The sequence below is a fragment of the Prochlorococcus sp. RS04 genome (genome assembly GCF_001989455.1).
GTDB lineage: Bacteria > Cyanobacteriota > Cyanobacteriia > PCC-6307 > Cyanobiaceae > Prochlorococcus_A.
The window spans coordinates 1,180,491-1,198,705 of the sequence record NZ_CP018346.1; the positions used below are offsets into that span (position 1 = coordinate 1,180,491).

18 protein-coding genes are annotated in these 18,215 nt (G+C 32.1%); 11 read left to right on the forward strand and 7 right to left on the reverse strand.

What is annotated here, in order from left to right; translation table 11 throughout:
- The first annotated feature begins 22 nt into the window (after positions 1–22).
- Entirely contained in the window at positions 23–1,198 is a 1,176-nt protein-coding gene (locus tag BS621_RS06550) for a SpoIID/LytB domain-containing protein (protein ID WP_011863461.1), read from the forward strand.
- Between the two features lie 3 nt (positions 1,199–1,201).
- On the opposite strand, the gene truB is transcribed toward BS621_RS06550, so the two are convergent.
- The gene (truB, locus tag BS621_RS06555) at positions 1,202–2,119 is read right to left on the reverse strand and encodes a tRNA pseudouridine(55) synthase TruB (RefSeq protein ID WP_077142235.1); all 918 of its coding nucleotides are present in this window, start codon (positions 2,117–2,119) and stop codon (positions 1,202–1,204) included.
- A gap of 142 nt (positions 2,120–2,261) precedes the next feature.
- Between truB and BS621_RS06560 the strand changes: the two genes are divergently transcribed.
- Positions 2,262–2,936 (forward strand): class I SAM-dependent methyltransferase, encoded by a 675-nt coding sequence (locus tag BS621_RS06560; protein ID WP_083703285.1) that lies wholly within the window; start codon positions 2,262–2,264, stop codon positions 2,934–2,936.
- Here BS621_RS06560 and rpmA read toward each other — a convergent pair.
- Both rpmA and rplU read right to left on the reverse strand, forming a co-directional pair.
- On the reverse strand, positions 2,929–3,189 hold the full coding sequence (gene rpmA, locus BS621_RS06565; RefSeq protein ID WP_011863458.1) for a 50S ribosomal protein L27: 261 nt from the start codon (positions 3,187–3,189) through the stop codon (positions 2,929–2,931). The two genes, BS621_RS06560 and rpmA, sit on opposite strands and share 8 nt — an antisense overlap.
- Positions 3,190–3,198: 9 nt before the next feature.
- Positions 3,199–3,639, reverse strand: coding sequence for a 50S ribosomal protein L21 (gene rplU / locus BS621_RS06570; protein ID WP_077142237.1), 441 nt, complete (start codon positions 3,637–3,639; stop codon positions 3,199–3,201).
- Between the two features lie 142 nt (positions 3,640–3,781).
- Between rplU and kaiB the strand changes: the two genes are divergently transcribed.
- Both kaiB and kaiC read left to right on the forward strand, forming a co-directional pair.
- Positions 3,782–4,099, forward strand: coding sequence for a circadian clock protein KaiB (gene kaiB / locus BS621_RS06575; RefSeq protein WP_002807968.1), 318 nt, complete (start codon positions 3,782–3,784; stop codon positions 4,097–4,099).
- Positions 4,100–4,158: 59 nt separating this feature from the next.
- A complete protein-coding gene (kaiC, locus tag BS621_RS06580) occupies positions 4,159–5,688 on the forward strand; it encodes a circadian clock protein KaiC (protein ID WP_077142238.1) in 1,530 nt (509 codons plus the stop codon).
- On the opposite strand, the gene BS621_RS06585 is transcribed toward kaiC, so the two are convergent.
- Entirely contained in the window at positions 5,685–7,751 is a 2,067-nt protein-coding gene (locus BS621_RS06585) for a HAMP domain-containing sensor histidine kinase (RefSeq protein WP_077142239.1), read from the reverse strand. The genes kaiC and BS621_RS06585 overlap by 4 nt on opposite strands.
- A gap of 4 nt (positions 7,752–7,755) precedes the next feature.
- A complete protein-coding gene (gene purD / locus BS621_RS06590; RefSeq protein ID WP_077142240.1) occupies positions 7,756–9,087 on the reverse strand; it encodes a phosphoribosylamine--glycine ligase in 1,332 nt (443 codons plus the stop codon).
- A 132-nt stretch (positions 9,088–9,219) separates the two neighbouring features.
- Between purD and purC the strand changes: the two genes are divergently transcribed.
- Genes purC through msrA form a run of 7 tightly spaced genes read left to right on the forward strand, consistent with a single transcriptional unit; the run spans position 9,220 to position 16,086 of the window.
- Complete coding sequence (gene purC, locus BS621_RS06595; RefSeq protein ID WP_077142241.1) at positions 9,220–9,957, forward strand: phosphoribosylaminoimidazolesuccinocarboxamide synthase; 738 nt, start codon at positions 9,220–9,222, stop codon at positions 9,955–9,957.
- 36 nt (positions 9,958–9,993) lie between these two features.
- A complete protein-coding gene (locus tag BS621_RS06600; protein ID WP_077142242.1) occupies positions 9,994–12,132 on the forward strand; it encodes a BamA/TamA family outer membrane protein in 2,139 nt (712 codons plus the stop codon).
- Positions 12,133–12,969 carry a UDP-3-O-acyl-N-acetylglucosamine deacetylase gene (lpxC, locus tag BS621_RS06605; protein WP_077142243.1) on the forward strand — a complete coding sequence of 279 codons (837 nt, stop codon included), beginning with the start codon at positions 12,133–12,135 and terminating at the stop codon, positions 12,967–12,969. It begins immediately after the preceding gene.
- 17 nt (positions 12,970–12,986) lie between these two features.
- Positions 12,987–13,445: a 3-hydroxyacyl-ACP dehydratase FabZ gene (fabZ, locus tag BS621_RS06610; RefSeq protein ID WP_077142244.1), complete on the forward strand. Its 459-nt coding sequence runs from the start codon at positions 12,987–12,989 to the stop codon at positions 13,443–13,445.
- 4 nt (positions 13,446–13,449) lie between these two features.
- Positions 13,450–14,292, forward strand: a complete 843-nt coding sequence (gene lpxA, locus BS621_RS06615; protein WP_077142245.1) for an acyl-ACP--UDP-N-acetylglucosamine O-acyltransferase — start codon at positions 13,450–13,452, stop codon at positions 14,290–14,292.
- The gene (lpxB, locus tag BS621_RS06620) at positions 14,289–15,467 is read left to right on the forward strand and encodes a lipid-A-disaccharide synthase (RefSeq protein ID WP_077142246.1); all 1,179 of its coding nucleotides are present in this window, start codon (positions 14,289–14,291) and stop codon (positions 15,465–15,467) included. The genes lpxA and lpxB overlap by 4 nt, the downstream gene beginning before the upstream one ends.
- Before the next feature lie 16 nt (positions 15,468–15,483).
- Positions 15,484–16,086, forward strand: coding sequence for a peptide-methionine (S)-S-oxide reductase MsrA (gene msrA, locus BS621_RS06625; protein WP_077142247.1), 603 nt, complete (start codon positions 15,484–15,486; stop codon positions 16,084–16,086).
- Between the two features lie 11 nt (positions 16,087–16,097).
- Here msrA and BS621_RS06630 read toward each other — a convergent pair whose 3' ends face one another.
- Both BS621_RS06630 and BS621_RS06635 read right to left on the reverse strand, forming a co-directional pair.
- A complete protein-coding gene (locus BS621_RS06630; RefSeq protein WP_077142248.1) occupies positions 16,098–17,570 on the reverse strand; it encodes a leucyl aminopeptidase in 1,473 nt (490 codons plus the stop codon).
- A gap of 24 nt (positions 17,571–17,594) precedes the next feature.
- Positions 17,595–18,206, reverse strand: a complete 612-nt coding sequence (locus BS621_RS06635; RefSeq protein ID WP_077142249.1) for a hypothetical protein — start codon at positions 18,204–18,206, stop codon at positions 17,595–17,597.
- Positions 18,207–18,215: the final 9 nt, after the last annotated feature.

Consider the following 18,215-nt stretch of genomic DNA (forward strand, 5'->3'; position numbering starts at 1 on the left):
TAAGCATTTGTTTTTAAACAAAGTGATACTTAAATTTAAAAATAACTATAGAAAATGTTGCCTGATAAGTATTTTATTTATTTGTATTTTTCAGAGTGAAAGTGTTTTTGCATCCAGAGAACCAATCATTAGAGTTTTGATATCAAAAAATAACAATTTAAGGATCAGATCAGATAGATCAATTCCTTTAACAATAGAGGGTAAATTTTTTTCACGCAAAAGAATAAAAGGTCTAACTTTGAAAAATGAGAAAAATAAAAAAATTTTATATTTTGATAGAAATAAACAAAAAAAATATGACTTAAAAAGTAATCAAAAATTTCAAGTGAGTTCTTCCGATGGAAGAGGTATTTGGGTAGGTCAGAAGAGATTTGCTGGTAAGCTTAATCTCTTTGTACTTGATTCTGAAATATTGGTAGTAAATGTTTTAGGAATAGAAAAATACCTTAATAGCGTAGTGGGTTCAGAAATGCCAACAAAATGGCCTATTGAAGCATTAAAGGCACAAGCAATTGCCTCGAGAACTTATGCTTTAAAGCAAAAGGGAAATAATTTATTTGATATAGATTCAACTCAGAAAAATCAAGTCTATAATGGCTTGGAATCAAGAACTTATAAAACTATCAGAGCCGTTAAAAGTACAAGATCTTTGGTTTTAACTTATAAAAATAAATTAATTAATGCTTTGTTTCATAGCAGCTCAGGTGGAATGACAGAAAATAGTCAAGATGTATGGAAAAATAAATATCCATATTTATCAAGTGTGAAAGATTTTGATAAAAATAATCCAAAATTTAGATGGCAAAAAAAAATTTCGAGTAATGAATTAATAAATTTATTTCCAAAGATTGGAGGTTTAAAAAATATAGAGATTCTAGATATTACTAGTACAGGGAGGGTAAAAAATATAAAACTTATTGGGGCTTATGGTTCTGATCAAATATCTGGGGTAGATTTTAGAAAAAGAGTAGGCCTGAACAGTAATTTTATCAGATTTAAATTTTTTGAGGAAGAATTAAACAACAATACTCCTCAAAAGAAAGGGTTGATAGTTTTTGGACAAGGATCAGGTCATGGAGTCGGAATGAGTCAGTGGGGGGCTAAATATCTGGCGTCTAGAGGCCAAAAAGCTGAAAGAATATTAAAGCATTTTTATAAGGGTGTGCAGGTTAAACCTTTTAGAAAAGATTACCTATAGAAGTTATTTAGCATTAAGGACTAATTTTGGATTTATATTAGATTGCTCTTCATTTAAGAAACCTATCCCAAGTAGTATTTGTTTTTTATCTATTACTTTTATGGGTTTTTTGTAGTCAAAAGATTTATTTTCCTGAAAGTAATTAATATCAACTCTAATTGCTCTTCCTGTTTGCCAAAAATTGATTTGTTCTTCGGTACTTAAGACAAATGATGAAATGTGATTAAGAGCAGAAATTGTTGGAATAATGAAATTTTTCGAGTTTTTTTTATCTTTTTCGATATCAGATATTTTTATCGAGTTTTGTTCATCAAAGCCACAAGCTGAAATTCTTTTTAGCTGTAGAAGGCAACCCTCGGAATTAAGAATTTCTCCTAAATCTCTTGCAATTGCTCTTATGTATGTGCCAGCTGAACATTTAACTTTTATTTCTAATATTCCGTTTATTTGGTCCCATTTCATTAAAGTAAGTTCGTCTATTTTTACTTCTCTTGGTGCTAATTCAAAAACTTCATTCCTGAAAGATTTTTTATAAGCCCTCTCACCATTGATGTGCACACTAGATACTTTCGGCGGAATTTGTTTAATAATTCCCCTAAATCTATTTAAGTATTGATCTAATTTTTCATCACTGATTTTAGGCCAACTTTTTTGATTAATTATTTCTCCGTGAATATCATCAGTGTTAGTTCTTATCCCTAATTTAATTTGTCCTATGTAAGTTTTACCCTGAGGTAGATATTGAATAAATCTTGTTGCACTTCCTATCGCGATTGGTAATATTCCTATAACTTCTGGGTCAAGAGTTCCTGTGTGACCGACCTTTTTTGTATTTAGTAACTTCCTTATTTGTTTAACACAATCATGTGAAGTACATCCTTTATCTTTATTAATTACTAAGAATCCATCTTTAGTTTGCATTTTTAATATTAAGAATACTTTGAGAAAGATTTATAACCATCCTATGATTTTGATATTGGAAATTTAGAGAAAGAAATTGAAAAACAATAATTTTATTTTAAAAGAGTTTTTAGACAATGCTTTTAATTTGAAATCACATTTAATGGAATACTTATCTATTAGAGAATGTGATTTAGATGGATTCCTTGCAAATGCAAAGATGAATTTGGCAAATTCACATCCTGGAGATGCTTTGAATGATGTTTCGGATTTTTATACTGAAATAGTTGGAGATCGGCATGTAGCTGATCTAGCTGCTTGGCATATTACAAGCAAGGACTACATCGCTGATACTTTAAAACTTCAGCAGAGATTTTCTAGAGATTTGGTTTTAGATTTTGGAGGAGGCATTGGAACGCATGCCTTAGCTAACGCTATGTCTTCAAAAGTTGAGCATGTTTTTTTTGTAGATATTAATGAGACAAATAGAAACTTTGTTGAATACAGGGCTAAGAAATTAGGAGTCGAAAAAAAACTTACTTTTTGCAAGACAATTCAAGATACACAAATATCTAAATTTGATACGATAATTTGCCTTGATGTTTTGGAACATCTTGCTGATCCAGCTTCACAAATTGAGATTTTCAATGAGTTTATGGATCCTAATTCTATTGCTTTATTTAATTGGTATTTTTTCAAAGGAGAAAAAAATGAATATCCGTTTCATATCGACGACATTCAAATTGTTGAAAAATTTTTTGAGACTCTTCAATCAAATTTTTTAGAAGTTTTTCATCCTATTCTTATAACTACAAGAGCTTATAAGAAAATTAGATAACTATATTAACTCTTTTTCTATTTCTTAAATTTCTTTTAATGCTTTCGAAACTTACGGTTCCTTCTTTGAGCGCAAAAAGGGTGTCATCTTTACCTTTTCCGACATTGATACCAGGCAAAAAGGATGTACCTCTTTGGCGAATTAAAATTGATCCAGCAGTTACTTTTTCTCCGCCATAAGCTTTCACACCTAATCTTTTGGAATTTGAATCTCTTCCGTTTCTAGTAGAACCTGTTCCTTTTTTATGTGCCATTAGAATTGTTTAATTTGTAGATTTTTCGGATTTTGGTTTAGTTTCCTTTTTAACAGTTTCCTTTTTAGAAGAAGACTTAGGAGCGCTTTTACCTATTGTAATAGATTTTACCATAACTCTTGTAAGTTCTTGTCTGTGTCCCATCTTCCTTCTTGTCTTTTTTTTCGGACGCATCTTGTAAACAAGAATCTTCTTATCTCTTTTATGAGAGACCACTTCTAATTCAATTCTTGCATCTTTAACGTAAGGCTTACCAATAGTTATAGACTCTTTGTCTTTTAAAACCAAAACTTTATCAAGTGTTATCTTGTCTTTCTCTTTTGCATTTAACCTGTCTATGTCATAATACCTATCAACTTCGAACCAAAATTGTTGGCCTGAAGTTTCTGCTATTGCATACAATTCATTACTTTTAGAAGAATTGTTTGAGGATTTTTTAGAGTTTGTCATATCTTAAAGACGCTACTAGGCTCAAATTAATAATTTGATTAAGCCCAACAAGCAATCATAATTGTTTGTTTATTTTCTTATTTTGTAGTGTAATAAGTCAAGGGTTTTTTAAATCTTTTATATCAAATCAGGAACTATAACGATGGCTGCAAGGAAAACATATATTTTAAAACTCTATGTTGCTGGAAATACTCCTAATTCGATGAGAGCTTTAAATACCTTAAGAGAAATTTTAGAAAATGAATTCAAAGGAGTTTATGCTTTGAAGGTTATCGATGTACTTAAGCAACCACAACTTGCAGAAGAAGATAAAATTCTAGCTACTCCAACGTTAGCTAAAATTTTACCGCCACCAGTTAGAAAAATAATAGGTGACCTTTCAGATAGGGAGAAAGTTTTAATTGGTTTAGATCTACTTTTTGATGAATTAACTGAAACTGAATATAGTGGAGATAAATAATATATATAAAACTTCTAAAAAAAATTTAAAATTTATTTCTGTTTAATTAGTACAAAACTATGAATGATAAGAAAATTGGCAAATCAAATAAAATGCAAGTACAAAAATTACCAACTGGAATAGAGGGTTTTGATGATGTTTGTAGGGGTGGATTGCCTGTATCTCGAAGTACTCTAGTTAGTGGCACTTCAGGAACTGGTAAAACTGTTTTTTCTCTGCAATATTTACACCATGGAATTTGTAATTTTGATGAGCCTGGAATCTTTGTAACATTTGAGGAATCACCCTTAGATATTATTAGAAATGCCGCAAGTTTTGGTTGGGATTTACAAGAATTAATTGATCAAAATAAACTTTTTATTTTGGACGCATCTCCTGATCCTGATGGTCAAGATGTGGCTGGTAACTTTGACTTGTCTGGTCTTATTGAGAGAATTAGTTATGCAATTAGAAAATATAAAGCTAAAAGAGTTGCAATAGATTCAATAACTGCTGTCTTTCAACAGTATGATGCTATTTACGTAGTTAGAAGGGAAATATTTAGATTGATTGCAAGATTAAAAGAAATAGGTGTGACAACAGTTATGACTACAGAAAGGGTGGATGATTACGGACCAATTGCTAGATATGGTGTAGAAGAATTTGTATCTGATAATGTTGTCTTATTAAGAAACGTTCTTGAGTCAGAGAAGAGAAGAAGAACTTTAGAAGTTCTGAAGTTAAGAGGTACTGTACATATGAAAGGTGAATATCCATTCACTATGGGAATGGATGGAATAAGTGTGTTTGCCTTAGGAGCAATGAGATTAACTCAGAGATCTTCAAATATTAGGATTAGCTCTGGAGTTAAAGATCTTGATGATATGTGTGGTGGAGGATATTTTCAAGATTCCATTATTCTCGCAACTGGAGCAACTGGTACGGGTAAAACAATGCTTGTATCGAAATTTGTTGAGGATGCTTATAACAATAATGAAAGAGCAATACTTTTTGCATATGAAGAATCTAGGGCTCAATTGCTTAGAAATGCTACTAGCTGGGGTATAGATTTTGAAAAAATGGAAAGTGATGGATTATTAAAAATTATTTGTGCATATCCTGAATCAACTGGTTTAGAAGATCACCTACAGATTATAAAAACGCAAATTAATCAATTTAAACCAAAAAGAATGGCAATTGATTCTCTCTCTGCATTAGCTAGAGGTGTAAGTTTGAATGCATTTAGACAATTTGTAATTGCTGTTACCGGTTATACCAAACAAGAAGAAATAGCAGGCTTTTTTACTAACACTGCAGAAGAATTTATGGGAAGTCATTCTATAACTGATTCTCATATCTCAACTATTACAGACACCATATTGTTGCTTCAATATGTAGAAATAAAAGGTGAGATGGCAAGAGCTTTAAATGTTTTTAAAATGCGGGGATCATGGCATGATAAACGAATAAGAGAATTTATTATTACAAATAGTGGCCCAGAAATAAGGGATTCTTTTTCTAATTTTGAACAAATATTTAGTGGTGCGCCTCACAGAGTTGTGCCTGATCAAAATGTTCAAAATGTTTTTAAAGGATTAGATAATAATTAGATAATTTCTTTAATTTCAGAACCTGAAAAAGAATCGGAATTATTAATAGCTCTTGTCAATAGTTCATCTTTATCAGATTGAGCTAAGGCTAAATCAAACCAGAAAGTTGTTCCTACTCCTAATTCACTAGCCATGCGAATTTCCCCACCGTGTTTTTCTATTATTCCCCGAACTATAGATAAACCTAAACCGGTACCTTGCTCAGTATGAACAGAATTCTCTACTCTATAAAAACGATCAAATATCTTTTCTTGATCAGCCTGCGATATTCCTGAGCCAGTATCAGCAATCTCAATTCTTACTTTTGGAAGTGGTGAAACTAATTCACATTGAGGGGCTGCATCATTAGTAATACTTGGGGGGAAAGCTGGACAGGAATCTGGCCAAGTATAAGCTCTTATAATAAGGGAGCTGTTTTTTGGACTAAATTTCAATCCATTACCCAGTAAATTATCAAAAACCTGTAAAAGTAAATCAAAATTTCCAAGAATTGGAGGAATAGTCTCCTCTATATCATGAGCTAATGATACATTTTTTTCTGTAGCATTAAGTCTATAATTTCTAAGAGTCTGTTCTATTGCTGGTTTAATGTCCATTTGCTCTAGTTGAACAATTTTCCCAGACTCCAATCTTGATAAATCTAATACATCATTTACAAGTCTTGTTAACCTATCAGTCTCTGAATTTGCAATACCTAAAAATTCTATTTGTTCTTCATCAGAAAGCTGATCTTTTAAATCGTGTAAGGTCTCTACATAACTTTTGATATTAAAAAGTGGTGTCCTTAATTCGTGCGAAACATTACTAATAAATCTATTTTGTGCTGCGTTCAGTTCAACTTCTCTAGTTAAGTCTTGGATTGTTACAGCAATTCCTTTTAATTCAACTTTATTTGTATCTAAAACTGATTGCAAGACAATTCTTAAAGTTCTTGCTGGTTCTCCTAAACTAAACCTTAAATCGTCCTTCTCCTTTTCCCTGTTTAAAATAGATTCTATATTCGTATGTAAGTCGTTAGATAAAATTTCCGGTATTTCATTTAAAAAATACTTACCCTCTAAGAATCTTCCTTCCCAACGAAATAGTCTCTTAGCTGTTGGATTAGTAAGTACTATCTTGCCTTGAGAGTCCAATAATATAGCACCATCAGCCATTGTAGCTATAAGGGATTGTTGTTTGATTTGTGCAGCTTTTAGTTCTTCTATATTAGCCTCGTCATAATTTTCTAACTGTGTGGCCATTCGGTTAAATCCATTTAAGAGTTCTCCAAGATCACCTGTCATAGGCAAAGAAATTCTCGATTTAAAATTCCCTTTTGAAATTTCTCTAACACCTCTTACTAATTCTCTGACGGGTCTTGTAATAGTTAGTGCATTAAATACAGCGCCAAGTATTACTAAAACCCAAATAGAAATAAAAACTGCAATAGTTACCTCTCTAGTTAAGGCGGCACTGGCTAGTGCTTTTTTATTGGGGGTGACTCCCAAAGCTAAAGTTCCAAGATATTTGCCTTTCCACAACATTGGGACAAAAACATCTGTAACTTGACCTTGAGGTGTCGCATGCTGTCTAACTAATGGGAATTGTGGTCTTTTTTTTAATTCTGAGGGTAGTTTTAGTCTTCGCGTGAGCTGAAACTGACTATCTGAGCTTGACGGTGTCGCGCTGATCGGTATCCCAAGTTGCACAACATCTTCAGCATCAGTAAAGAATATATAACGGAGGTTTCGACTTGATCTCCAAAATTTTTCAGCGACATTTGAAATTTCTTTTTTCTGGTTATTAGCGACTAATTCTGTAACATTCCCAGATAACAATAAACCAAGATCTCGAGCATATCTGGTATCATTCATTCCTGCATCTCTTTGGATACTATTTAATGCAAAAAAAGTTATTCCTGTCATTAGGAGGCTTACGACAAGAGTTGCTATAGCTAACAACTTTGTTCTTAAACTGAATCCACCCCACCAAGCGATAAGTCCATTAATCCAATAGTTACTATTCATACCTTCGTTTTCAGTGATGTTATATTTTCTATTTTCTCGCTTATTGCTATCTACCATTAGCTTAATTCTCCTTAGAATATTTTTTTCTGACTTGATAACCTATGTCATTTCTGAAGTAAATCCCCTCAAAATGAATTTTTTTTAAATTCTTATATGCTTTTTCAAAAACCATATCGAAATCTTTATCTTGGCAGACAATACTTAAGACTCTTCCACCATTAGTTAATAATTTTCCATCTTCACTTAAAGAAGTACCTGAGTCAAAAATTTGGCAATCATTTGTGTCAATATTATCTATATTTATTTGAAAGCCAGTTTTATATTCGTGTGGGTAACCTTTAGAGGTGGCTATTACACAACCACTAACTTTATCAGAAGTATTAATTATTTCATCACCAGTTAAGTTTCCCATTGAGCATTTTTCTAAAAGAAATACAAAATTTTGATCCATCAAGGGCATTATTGTTTGGCATTCTGGATCACCAAATCTGCAATTATATTCTATAACTTTGGGCCCAGATTCTGTGATCATTAATCCAAAGTAAATTACGCCTCTATAGTCAATATTTCTTTTATTTAGTTCATTTATTGTGGGTTCAATTATCTCTTTCATAATTCTATTAAGGTAATCTTCTGTTAATAATGGGGCAGGAGAATAAGCCCCCATACCTCCTGTATTCGGCCCTTTATCTTTCTCATTAAGTCGTTTGTGATCTTGGGCGGTTGGAAGTAATGTATATCTCTTTCCATCGCATAAAGCAAAAACTGAAACTTCTGGCCCTTGAATTCTTTCTTCTAGAACAACTACATTCCCAGAGTTCCCAAATCTACCATTCAAAATTGACTCTGCTGCTTTAAAGCATTCATCTTTTGAATTAGGAATAAAAACACCTTTACCTGAAGCTAGACCATCAGCTTTTACTACCAGTGGAATTGATACTGAATTGATGATTGTTTTTGCTTCTTCAATAGAATTGACTTTCCAAAAGTTTGCAGTTGGAATATTTGCGTCTTGCATAAATTCCTTTGCCCAAGATTTACTAAATTCTAATTTTGCTCCATCTTTATTAGGGCCAAATACTTTAAAATCTTTTTGGCGAAGAAAATCAGCTAATCCATTTGCTAGAGGTATTTCTGGTCCAATTACAACTAAATCTATTTTAAGAGAATCAAGCTTTTCTAAAAGTTCATTTTTATTATTTACATCAATTTTTATTCTTTCACATTTATTTATTCTTTCTGAACCAGCGTTACCAGGTATTAAATAAACTTTTTTAACTAATTCATTTTTTTGAATAGCCCAGGCTAAAGAGTTTTCTCTTCCGCCATTTCCAATAATTAAGATATTTTCTAATCTAATTAAGCTCCTAGAACTTGGTGAATGAATTCCCATATATTTGTTTTAAAGGTTATGAGGTTTCGATGAATAATCAGTTAAAATGAATTAAAATCATTTGAAGTTGATCTCTAATAATTATGTTAATTACAAAAAGTACTTTAGTAATCATAATGAGGTTTTAAATTAATGAATAATAAATATGAGTTGATATATGAAGGCAAAGCGAAAAAAGTATTTACTCATAATGATCCAAATAAAGTAAAAATTGAATTTAAAGATGATGCTACAGCGTTTAATGCGTTGAAAAAAGAAAAGTTTGAAGGTAAAGGCAAACTTAATTGCTTAATAAGCGCAAGAATTTTTGAGATTCTCATTAAGAAAAATATTCCAACTCACTTTATTGAACTTGAAAATGAAAACACAATGATTGCAAAAAAAATGCAAATAATTCCATTAGAAATTGTTCTAAGAAATACTGCTTATGGTTCTTTGTGCAAACAAACCACTATTAAACCTAAAACTTTGTTATCAAAACCATTAATTGATATCTATCTAAAAAATGATGAACTTAATGATCCCCTCGTTACAAAAGATAGAATTGAATTAATGAATATATTAAGCTCTCATGATTTAGAGTTAATAATAAATTTAACCTTAAAAATTAATGTAATCTTGAAAAGTTTTTTTAAAAATATTCAACTTCAACTTGTAGATTTTAAATTGGAATTTGGTTATGATTCTTATAATAATATTATTTTAGGTGATGAAATAAGTCCTGATAATTGTAGATTGTGGGATCTAAATCAAAAAAATGATATTATTGTAAGTCTTGATAAGGATAGATTTAGAAATGATTTAGGAGGCCTGATTGAAGCTTATAGTGAAATCCACAGAAGAATAAACGATTTTCTTAAACCTAATTGAATAAATCATGACTTATTTATCTTAATCACAAGTACCATGCAAAAACATTTTTTAAAAATTGGAAAGGTTTTCATAAATGTTGCCTGCTCTCCCTTGATTTTGATATCAAATAATTCAGAACTGGCTGCAAAATATTTGCCAAATGAAGTTGATCAATCAATAAAAACCTTAGAAATACCAAGTATTAATAATATTTTATTTCAAGGGATTGAAATTAAAAAAGAGAAAAAATTTCTTCTTGCAGAAAATAATAATGATATTAATGAAGAAAGTGTTCTTATCTCAGAAATAATTATCGAAGGTTGGGAAAATCATCCTGAGGGTAGAAAACTTGAATTGGCTGCATATGATTCCATGAGCATAAAGCCTGGAAGTATTGTTGATAATAAAATTTTAAATCAAGACCTTAATGCAATATATGCTAGTGGTTGGTTTTCAGGAGTTAAAATAAAGTCTCAAGATGGGCCACTTGGTGTGAGGCTAATAGTGAATGTAGTGCCTAATCCAATCTTGAAGAAAGTTGAACTTAACCCAATAAATTCCATTGTCTCCAATGAATACGTAGATGATATTTTTAAAAATTATTATGGGACAACTCTTAATTTAAAGGAATTTCAAAATAAGATAGAAATAATAAAAGAACGTTATGAAAAAGCTGGTTATTCTTTAGCTAGAATTAATAGCCCAGATAGGATCTCTGAGAACGGAGTAGTAATATTAAAAGTTTCTGAGGGAATTATATCTGACGTAAAAATAAGATTCCCAAATTCTGATGGTGATTTTATTATTGATGGAAAACCTAGAAAAGGAAAAACAAAAGACTGGGTTATTAAGAGAGAATTAAAAACACAACCTGGTACCATTTTTAATAGAAAAATTTTAGAAGCTGATATCGGAAGACTCTATGCCACTTCATTATTTGATGATGTAAAGGTTTCTCTTGGCCCTGATAATTTAAATCCTGGTCAAGTCATAATTTTTTTAGACTTGAGTGAACAAAGAACAGGGTCGTTAACGGGTGGACTTGGTTATAGCAATAGTTCAGGTATCTTCGCATCAATTGGTTTGCAGGAAACAAATGCTCTAGGAAGAGCATGGTCTACAAATTTAAATCTAAATTTTGGAGAATATTCAACCACCTATAATTTTTCTTTATCTGATCCATGGATTAAAGGAGATAAACATAAAACATCTTTTAGAACAAATATTTTTTTAAGTAGAGATTATCCACAAGAATTTAAAAGTGAAAATAATGGGAAATTATATGCAGTAGATGATCAAACACCATCTAGCTCAGATACTTTTTCATCAATAGTTTTAGAAAAAACAGGAGGTGGATTTTCTTTCTCAAGGCCATTAAATGGTGGAGACCCATTTAAGGTCGCTAAATGGAGAGTCCTTGCAGGAATGAATTTTAAGAAAGTAAAGATGATTGATGGTGATGGAAACAAAAAACCCTATGGTGACCGAACGCCAACCACAACCAAAAATAATATAAGCGATATTATTTGTATTGGATTTACGCCAAATGATGGTTCATGCCCTGATGAAAATACATTAGTGAGTGTTATTGCAAGTACTTCTAGAAATAATTTGAACAATCCCATCAACCCAACAGAAGGAAATAAATTTAGCTTTGGTACCGAACAATTTATTTCAGTCGGGAAAAACTCCCCAACTTTTAATAGAATGAGAGCCTCATATTCATTTTTTGTGCCAACAAAAATAATAAATTTAACGAAAGCATGCAAGTCTAGTAATGCTAATAGCGAAGATTGTCCTCAAGCGATTGGATTTCAATTTAAAGCCGGAACTATTATTGGAGAATTGCCTCCTTACGAAGCATTTTGTATGGGAGGAACTTCCTCTATTAGAGGTTGGGCATCTTGTGATTTGGCAGTAAGTAGAAGTTTTGTTGAGGGCACAGCAGAATATAGATTCCCTGTTTGGAGAATGATATCTGGAGCTTTATTCGTCGATGCAGGAAGTGATCTAGGCTCTCAAGAGCAAGTTCCTGGAAAACCCGGTAAATTATTGCAAAAATCAGGCTCTGGTTTTTCTCTTGGAGGGGGAGTTGGGGTAAAAACGCCAATAGGTCCATTAAGATTAGATGTTGCTAGCAAGGACCTAAGTGGTGATTGGAGATATACACTTGGAGTTGGATGGAAGTTTTAAGTGTTTTCCTGGCCTTCTAATTATGATTCTTGCTATACCTTGGCTGGTGTTATCTCCAGAGAGGGTATAGGCCTACATAGCGGAGAAAAAACAAGAGTTACAATTTCTCCATATGAGAAAGAAGGATATTATGTCTCTTTTAGGGATAAACCTAACGAGATTTTTAAATTAACTCAGGATTTAATTGGGAGTACGATGCTTTGTACTGCGGTTAAATTAGGAGGGAGAAATTTGTACACTATCGAACATTTATTATCTTCAATGGCAGGGTGCGGGTTGAGTTATATACATATTGAGGTTGATGGGAAAGAGATTCCTCTTTTAGATGGGTCGGCAATCCAGTGGGTTAGGGATTTTGAGGAAGTGGGGATAAAAAAGGCACCTAGACCAGATAATTTTTTTCGAGAGATTAATAAATCAATAATCCTAAATAAAGAAGGCTCAGTTATAGCAGCAACTCCTTCTGAAAAAACCACAATTATATCCACCATAAGTTTTGCCTATAAAGCAATTGGAAATCAAACTTTTGTAATTGATTTAAATCCAAAAAGTTTTGTTGAAATGATTGCGCCTGCCAGAACATTTGGTTTTAAAGATCAATTTCAAGAGTTAAGTGAACTTGGATTAATAAAAGGTGGAAGTTTGGAAAATGCCCTCGTTTGTGATGGTGATAAATGGGTTAATCCACCATTAAGATTTGATAATGAACCAATAAGACATAAAATTTTAGACCTAATTGGGGACTTGGCTTTGGTAGGGTTACCTAAGGCTCAAATTTTAGTTTATAAAGGATCACATTCTTTAAATGCTTTATTGGCCTCATCGCTAAAAAATTAACTTTATCTTTAATTGTTTTGGAAAATAAATTATCCAATGAAAATAATCAACTTTCCTCTGAGCACATACTAGGTTTATTACCTCATAGATACCCCTTTGCCCTAGTGGACAAAGTTATAGAGAATATTCCTGGGGAGAGAGCTGTTGCAGTAAAAAATGTAACTATCAATGAGCCTCAATTTCAGGGACACTTTCCTGAGAGACCCTTGATGCCAGGGGTTCTTATTGTGGAATCAATGGCCCAAGTTGGTGGAATAATTGTAACGCAAATGCCCGATCTTCCTAAAGGACTTTTCGTCTTCGCTGGAATCAATAATGTTAAATTCAGAAAACCAGTTGTACCTGGAGATCAATTGATAATTTCTTGTGAGTTATTATCTATTAAAAGACAAAGATTTGGGAAGGTTAAAGGTGAGGCGCATGTTGATGGGAAGTTGGTTTGTTCTGGAGAATTAATGTTTTCATTAGTTGAATAGGAATATGGATTATAAAAATACTGAATTAAATGCAAGCTTTAGTGGTGTAAAAGTTCATCCAAATGCTTATGTTGATCCAAGTGCCGAATTACATGATGGAGTTATTGTTTCTCAAGGAGCTATTATCGGTCCTGATGTGACTATCGGGAAAGGAACAGAAATAGGCCCCAACGCGGTTATTTCAGGAAGAACTCAAATTGGTCAGAACAATAAAGTTTTCCCAAGTGTTTTTATAGGTCTTGATCCTCAAGACCTCAAATATAAAGGGGCCCCTACTGAAGTAATTATTGGAGATAATAATACTTTCAGAGAATGTGTAACTATTAATAAAGCAACAGATGAAGGAGAAAAAACTATTATTGGCAATAATAATTTGTTGATGGCTTATACTCACATCGGACATAATTGTGAACTAGGTAACAGGATAGTTCTATCAAATAGTGTTCAAGTTGCGGGCCATGTGAAGATTGAAGATAAAGCTATTATCGGTGGTTGTTTAGGTATTCATCAATTTGTACATATTGGATATTTAGCAATGATTGGAGGGATGACTAGAGTAGATAGAGATGTACCTCCTTTTTGTTTGGCGGAAGGGCATCCAGGAAGATTGAGAGGTTTAAATAGGATTGGAATTAAGAGAAGTGGTTTAATGGAAAATAAAGATTTTGACTTAAAGTTACTTCAAAGTACTTGGAATCTACTTTTTAAATCTAATGATGCGATTTCAAATTCATTAGAAAAAGTAATGAAAGGAAAATTAGATATTTCATCTTCAAGATTATGTAATTTTTTAAAAGAGTCAATATCTAAAGAAAGACGAGGACCTATGCCTGTAGTGAATTTATGAATAAAAAGATATTTATAAGTACTGGGGAAGTCTCTGGAGATTTGCACGGAAGTTTGTTATCAAAAGCATTATTAGATGAAGCTAAAAAAAAATTTATAGATTTAGAAATTTGTGGATTAGGCGGAGAAAGGATGAAGAAAGAAGGTGTAAAAATTCTTCAAGATACTACATCAATTAGTGCAATAGGAATTTGGGAGGCTTTACCTCTTATTATCCCAACAATAAGAATTCAAAAAAGGTTCTATAGATTATTAAAAAAATATCCTCCTGATTGCTTAATTTTGATTGACTATATGGGACCTAATATAAAAATTGGTACAAAATTAAAAAGATCGAAGACTAAAATTCCAATTTTCTACTATATTGCTCCTCAAGAGTGGGCTTGGAGGGTTGGCAATAATACTACAACAAATCTAATAAAGTTTTCTGATAAGATTTTTGCAATTTTTAAGAAAGAAGCAGCTTTTTACAAAAAGAGGGGCGGAAATGTTTTTTGGGTTGGACATCCAATGATTGATTTAACAAAAAAACTTCCTCTAAAGAAAGATGCTAGAGCTATGTTAAACCTTCGCCCAGATCAAAACATCATACTTTTAATGCCCGCATCAAGACCTCAAGAATTGCGTTATATATTACCTACTTTTATGAAATCGGCTAAAAAATTGCAACAAAAATATCCAAGTTTGGTTGTTTATATTCCCTCCTGTCGAGATGCTTTTGATGAAATATTCAAAAAAGCCTTTAGAAAATATCAAGTTAAAGGACTTGTTATTTCTCAAAAAGATAGTACAAAATTAAAGCCTTATATTTATTCCCTAACTAAAATTGCTCTTTGTAAATCTGGAACAGTTAATATGGAGTTAGCTTTGTATGGTATCCCACAGATTGTTGGTTATAGAGTAAGTAGGGTAACTGCTTTTATTGCTAAAAAAATTCTCAATTTTAAAGTAAAATTTATTTCCCCTGTAAATTTGTTAGTTAATAAATTAATCATCCCTGAGTTTGTACAAAAGGAGTTTGATGAAAAGAAAATTTTCTATAAATCTTGTAGGCTTCTTGATGGGAAGTCAGAAAAAATGAAAATTAAAAAAGGTTATGCTTTTTTAAAAAAAGAATTAGGAGAAGAGGGCGTAGTCCAGAGAGCTGCTAAGGAGATTATTAATTCTATTATTTGAACTTTATAATAAAAAAATGAAATATTTCTTACCTCTAATAATTGCTCTTTCAATATTTGTTAACCCTGTAAACGCTTTTGCTGAGGAATTGATTCTTGGAGGAGGTTGTTTTTGGTGCTTAGAACATGATTTAGATTCATTAAAGGGGATAAATTTTGTTCAAAGTGGCTATTCAGGTGGAGATTTACAAAATCCTACATACGAAAATCATGAAGGACATCAGGAAGTGGTTTTGGTGAACTATGATTCCAAGTTGGTAACTTTGCCGGAGATACTTAGGCTCTATTTTAGAAATATTGATCCTCTGGACGGCAAGGGTCAATTTTGTGATCGTGGAGATTCTTACAGGCCAGTGATCTTTTTTAAAGATGCAAATGAGGAAAGTGATGCAATAAATGCAACTATTTCCGCCTCTAATGAATTGAAAGTGCCATTAGAAAAAATATCTGTAGAACTAAAATCAAAAGGTCAATTTTGGTTGGCTGAAGAATATCATCAGGATTTTGCTGAGAGAAATGAATTAAAATATAAGTTCTATAGATTCTCATGTGGGAGAGATCAGAGGTTGGATAAATTATGGGGAGATAACGCTAGATCAACAAATCTTTGGAATGAATGATTGAAATATAGTTATTTATTTTTAATCCATTGAACAAGAGTTTTAACTCCAAAACCGGTTGCACCTGATGGGTTAATTCCCTTACTCTTGTCAGTCCAACAAGTCCCAGCAATATCAATATGAGCCCATTTAATCTCTTTATCAAAGAATTCTTCTAAAAACAAAGCAGCAGTTATTGAGCCACCTGCTCTAGGCCCTGTATTTTTCATGTCAGCTATATGAGATTTTAAACCTTCTTTATAAGATTTTTGTAAAGGCATTTGCCATAATTCCTCTCCAGACTGGGCTGATGCAGCTTTTAGGTCATTTGCAAGATCATCATTATTGCTCCAGAATCCAGCTACATCATTCCCTAACGCAACAACAATAGCTCCTGTTAAAGTTGCGAGATCTATTATTGAATCAGGTTTTAAATTTGATGCGTAAGTTAAAGCATCAGCTAATGTGAGTCTACCCTCTGCATCAGTGTTATTTATTTCAATTGTCTTACCATTAGATGCTTTAACTACATCCCCAGGATGTACTGCAGATCCATTTATCATGTTTTCGCAAGATGCCACAATAAAATGAATTTCTAATCCCTTTGGTTTTATTGCCCCAAGTGCTTTCGCTGCTCCTAAAACTGCAGCGCTTCCGCCCATATCATATTTCATCATTTCAATTTGAGAGGCTCCCACTTTCAGATTGTATCCTCCAGAATCAAAGGTTAAACCCTTCCCAACAAGCGCAATCTTTTCTTTTATAGGCCCCTCTGACTTTAAAGTAAGATGTATAAATTTAGGATCTAGATCAGATCCTTTTGCTACAGCTAAATATGCACCCATCCCTAAATCTTCACAATCTTTGGCCTCTAAAATTTTTACTCCTAAACCATGATCTTTAGCTATTTGAGAAGCTTGTATAGACATTTCCTTAGGAGTAAGGCTATTTGGAGGGGCGGCTACAAGTCTTCTTGCTAGTTCTACACCTTCACATATTTGTGCTGTCTCTTGAAAGCTAATATTCTCAAATTTTTTCAAATTCAAAAACTCTATTTCTTTAAGAACTTTCTTTTCATCTTTTTTCTTATTGAATCTATTGTCCTTATAGGCAGATAATCTGACTGACTCTGCTAATTGATTTATTTCTAGTTGTGAATTTATTAATTCCCAAGGTAGGAAGATGCTCATTTTTTTATTTTTATCAACAGTTTTCCTTACTAGATTTCCTATAGAGTTTTCTATATCACTTTTATTTAGGTCTGTTGATTTGCCAAGACCAACTATGAATAAAGTTTCTAATTTTTGATCTAAAAATTCAAAGCTTAAAGTTTTTCCTTTTTCTCCTTTAAATTTTTTTTGAGTAACTTTTTTTAGTAATAATTTTGGGTCAATAAGAAATTTTATGTTTTCAAGTTGGCTTGCAATTTCTTCCTCTAAAACACCAAAAATTAATGAATCACCTTGCCAGTTATCTAGATTTTTTTGGAATGTGGAAAATTGCATTTTTAAAATGGTTTTAATTAACTTTTAATTGTTTGTGAAAGTAGTTGCCCACCTATCTCGAGTTTCTTTATTAAAAGGTGGTAACCATAAATATATCAGTTGCTGTTCTAATTTACGTCTTAATTTTACTTCTTTAGGTACATCTAAGAAGAAACGAATGTCTTGGTGACTCGAGAGTTTGTTAATAGCTAGGGCTTCTTTATAGTTCATTAGGTAATTTTTACAGTCATGTTCTCCCTTCCATCTTTTATTTGCTGAATTTGTTTCTCCTATATAAAGGATTATTTTAGAACTCTCCATCGAGTCAATTACAAAATACATTGCTGGCCCATCGTGTATATATTGATTGGTTCTCCAAAAGTTCAATGATAATGGCTGCAAGGAAAACGGATCAATTTTTCTTTCATCGGAAATTGTATTTATGGGAAGACTTGTTTGGTGCAAAGTTTTATTGTGAGTATCTTTTGAAATTTTGAATTGGTGATTAAATATTCTATCCCTCCATTCAGTTAGGATTTCGCCTTTGATTTTTAGATTATTTGTGTGTTGAAAATTTATTGATGTATTTACATTTGAACTAAATAATTCAAATTGTCTATTTTGGTTTGAAATATTATTTACGTTAAATTTTTCCAATACTTACAA

Excerpts from the sequence above, each read along its gene's own strand:
- BS621_RS06585 (WP_077142239.1), bottom strand. The coding sequence starts at position 7,751 with ATGGTAGATAGCAATAAGCGAGAAAATAGAAAATATAACATCACTGAA.
- lpxA (WP_077142245.1), top strand. The coding sequence starts at position 13,450 with ATGGATTATAAAAATACTGAATTAAATGCAAGCTTTAGTGGTGTAAAA.
- BS621_RS06600 (WP_077142242.1), top strand. The coding sequence starts at position 9,994 with ATGCAAAAACATTTTTTAAAAATTGGAAAGGTTTTCATAAATGTTGCC.
- BS621_RS06630 (WP_077142248.1), bottom strand. The coding sequence starts at position 17,570 with ATGCAATTTTCCACATTCCAAAAAAATCTAGATAACTGGCAAGGTGAT.
- kaiC (WP_077142238.1), top strand. The coding sequence starts at position 4,159 with ATGAATGATAAGAAAATTGGCAAATCAAATAAAATGCAAGTACAAAAA.
- rplU (WP_077142237.1), bottom strand. The coding sequence starts at position 3,639 with ATGACAAACTCTAAAAAATCCTCAAACAATTCTTCTAAAAGTAATGAA.
- msrA (WP_077142247.1), top strand. The coding sequence starts at position 15,484 with ATGAAATATTTCTTACCTCTAATAATTGCTCTTTCAATATTTGTTAAC.
- BS621_RS06560 (WP_083703285.1), top strand. The coding sequence starts at position 2,262 with ATGGAATACTTATCTATTAGAGAATGTGATTTAGATGGATTCCTTGCA.
- purC (WP_077142241.1), top strand. The coding sequence starts at position 9,220 with ATGAATAATAAATATGAGTTGATATATGAAGGCAAAGCGAAAAAAGTA.
- purD (WP_077142240.1), bottom strand. The coding sequence starts at position 9,087 with ATGGGAATTCATTCACCAAGTTCTAGGAGCTTAATTAGATTAGAAAAT.
- truB (WP_077142235.1), bottom strand. The coding sequence starts at position 2,119 with ATGCAAACTAAAGATGGATTCTTAGTAATTAATAAAGATAAAGGATGT.
- kaiB (WP_002807968.1), top strand. The coding sequence starts at position 3,782 with ATGGCTGCAAGGAAAACATATATTTTAAAACTCTATGTTGCTGGAAAT.
- lpxB (WP_077142246.1), top strand. The coding sequence starts at position 14,289 with ATGAATAAAAAGATATTTATAAGTACTGGGGAAGTCTCTGGAGATTTG.
- rpmA (WP_011863458.1), bottom strand. The coding sequence starts at position 3,189 with ATGGCACATAAAAAAGGAACAGGTTCTACTAGAAACGGAAGAGATTCA.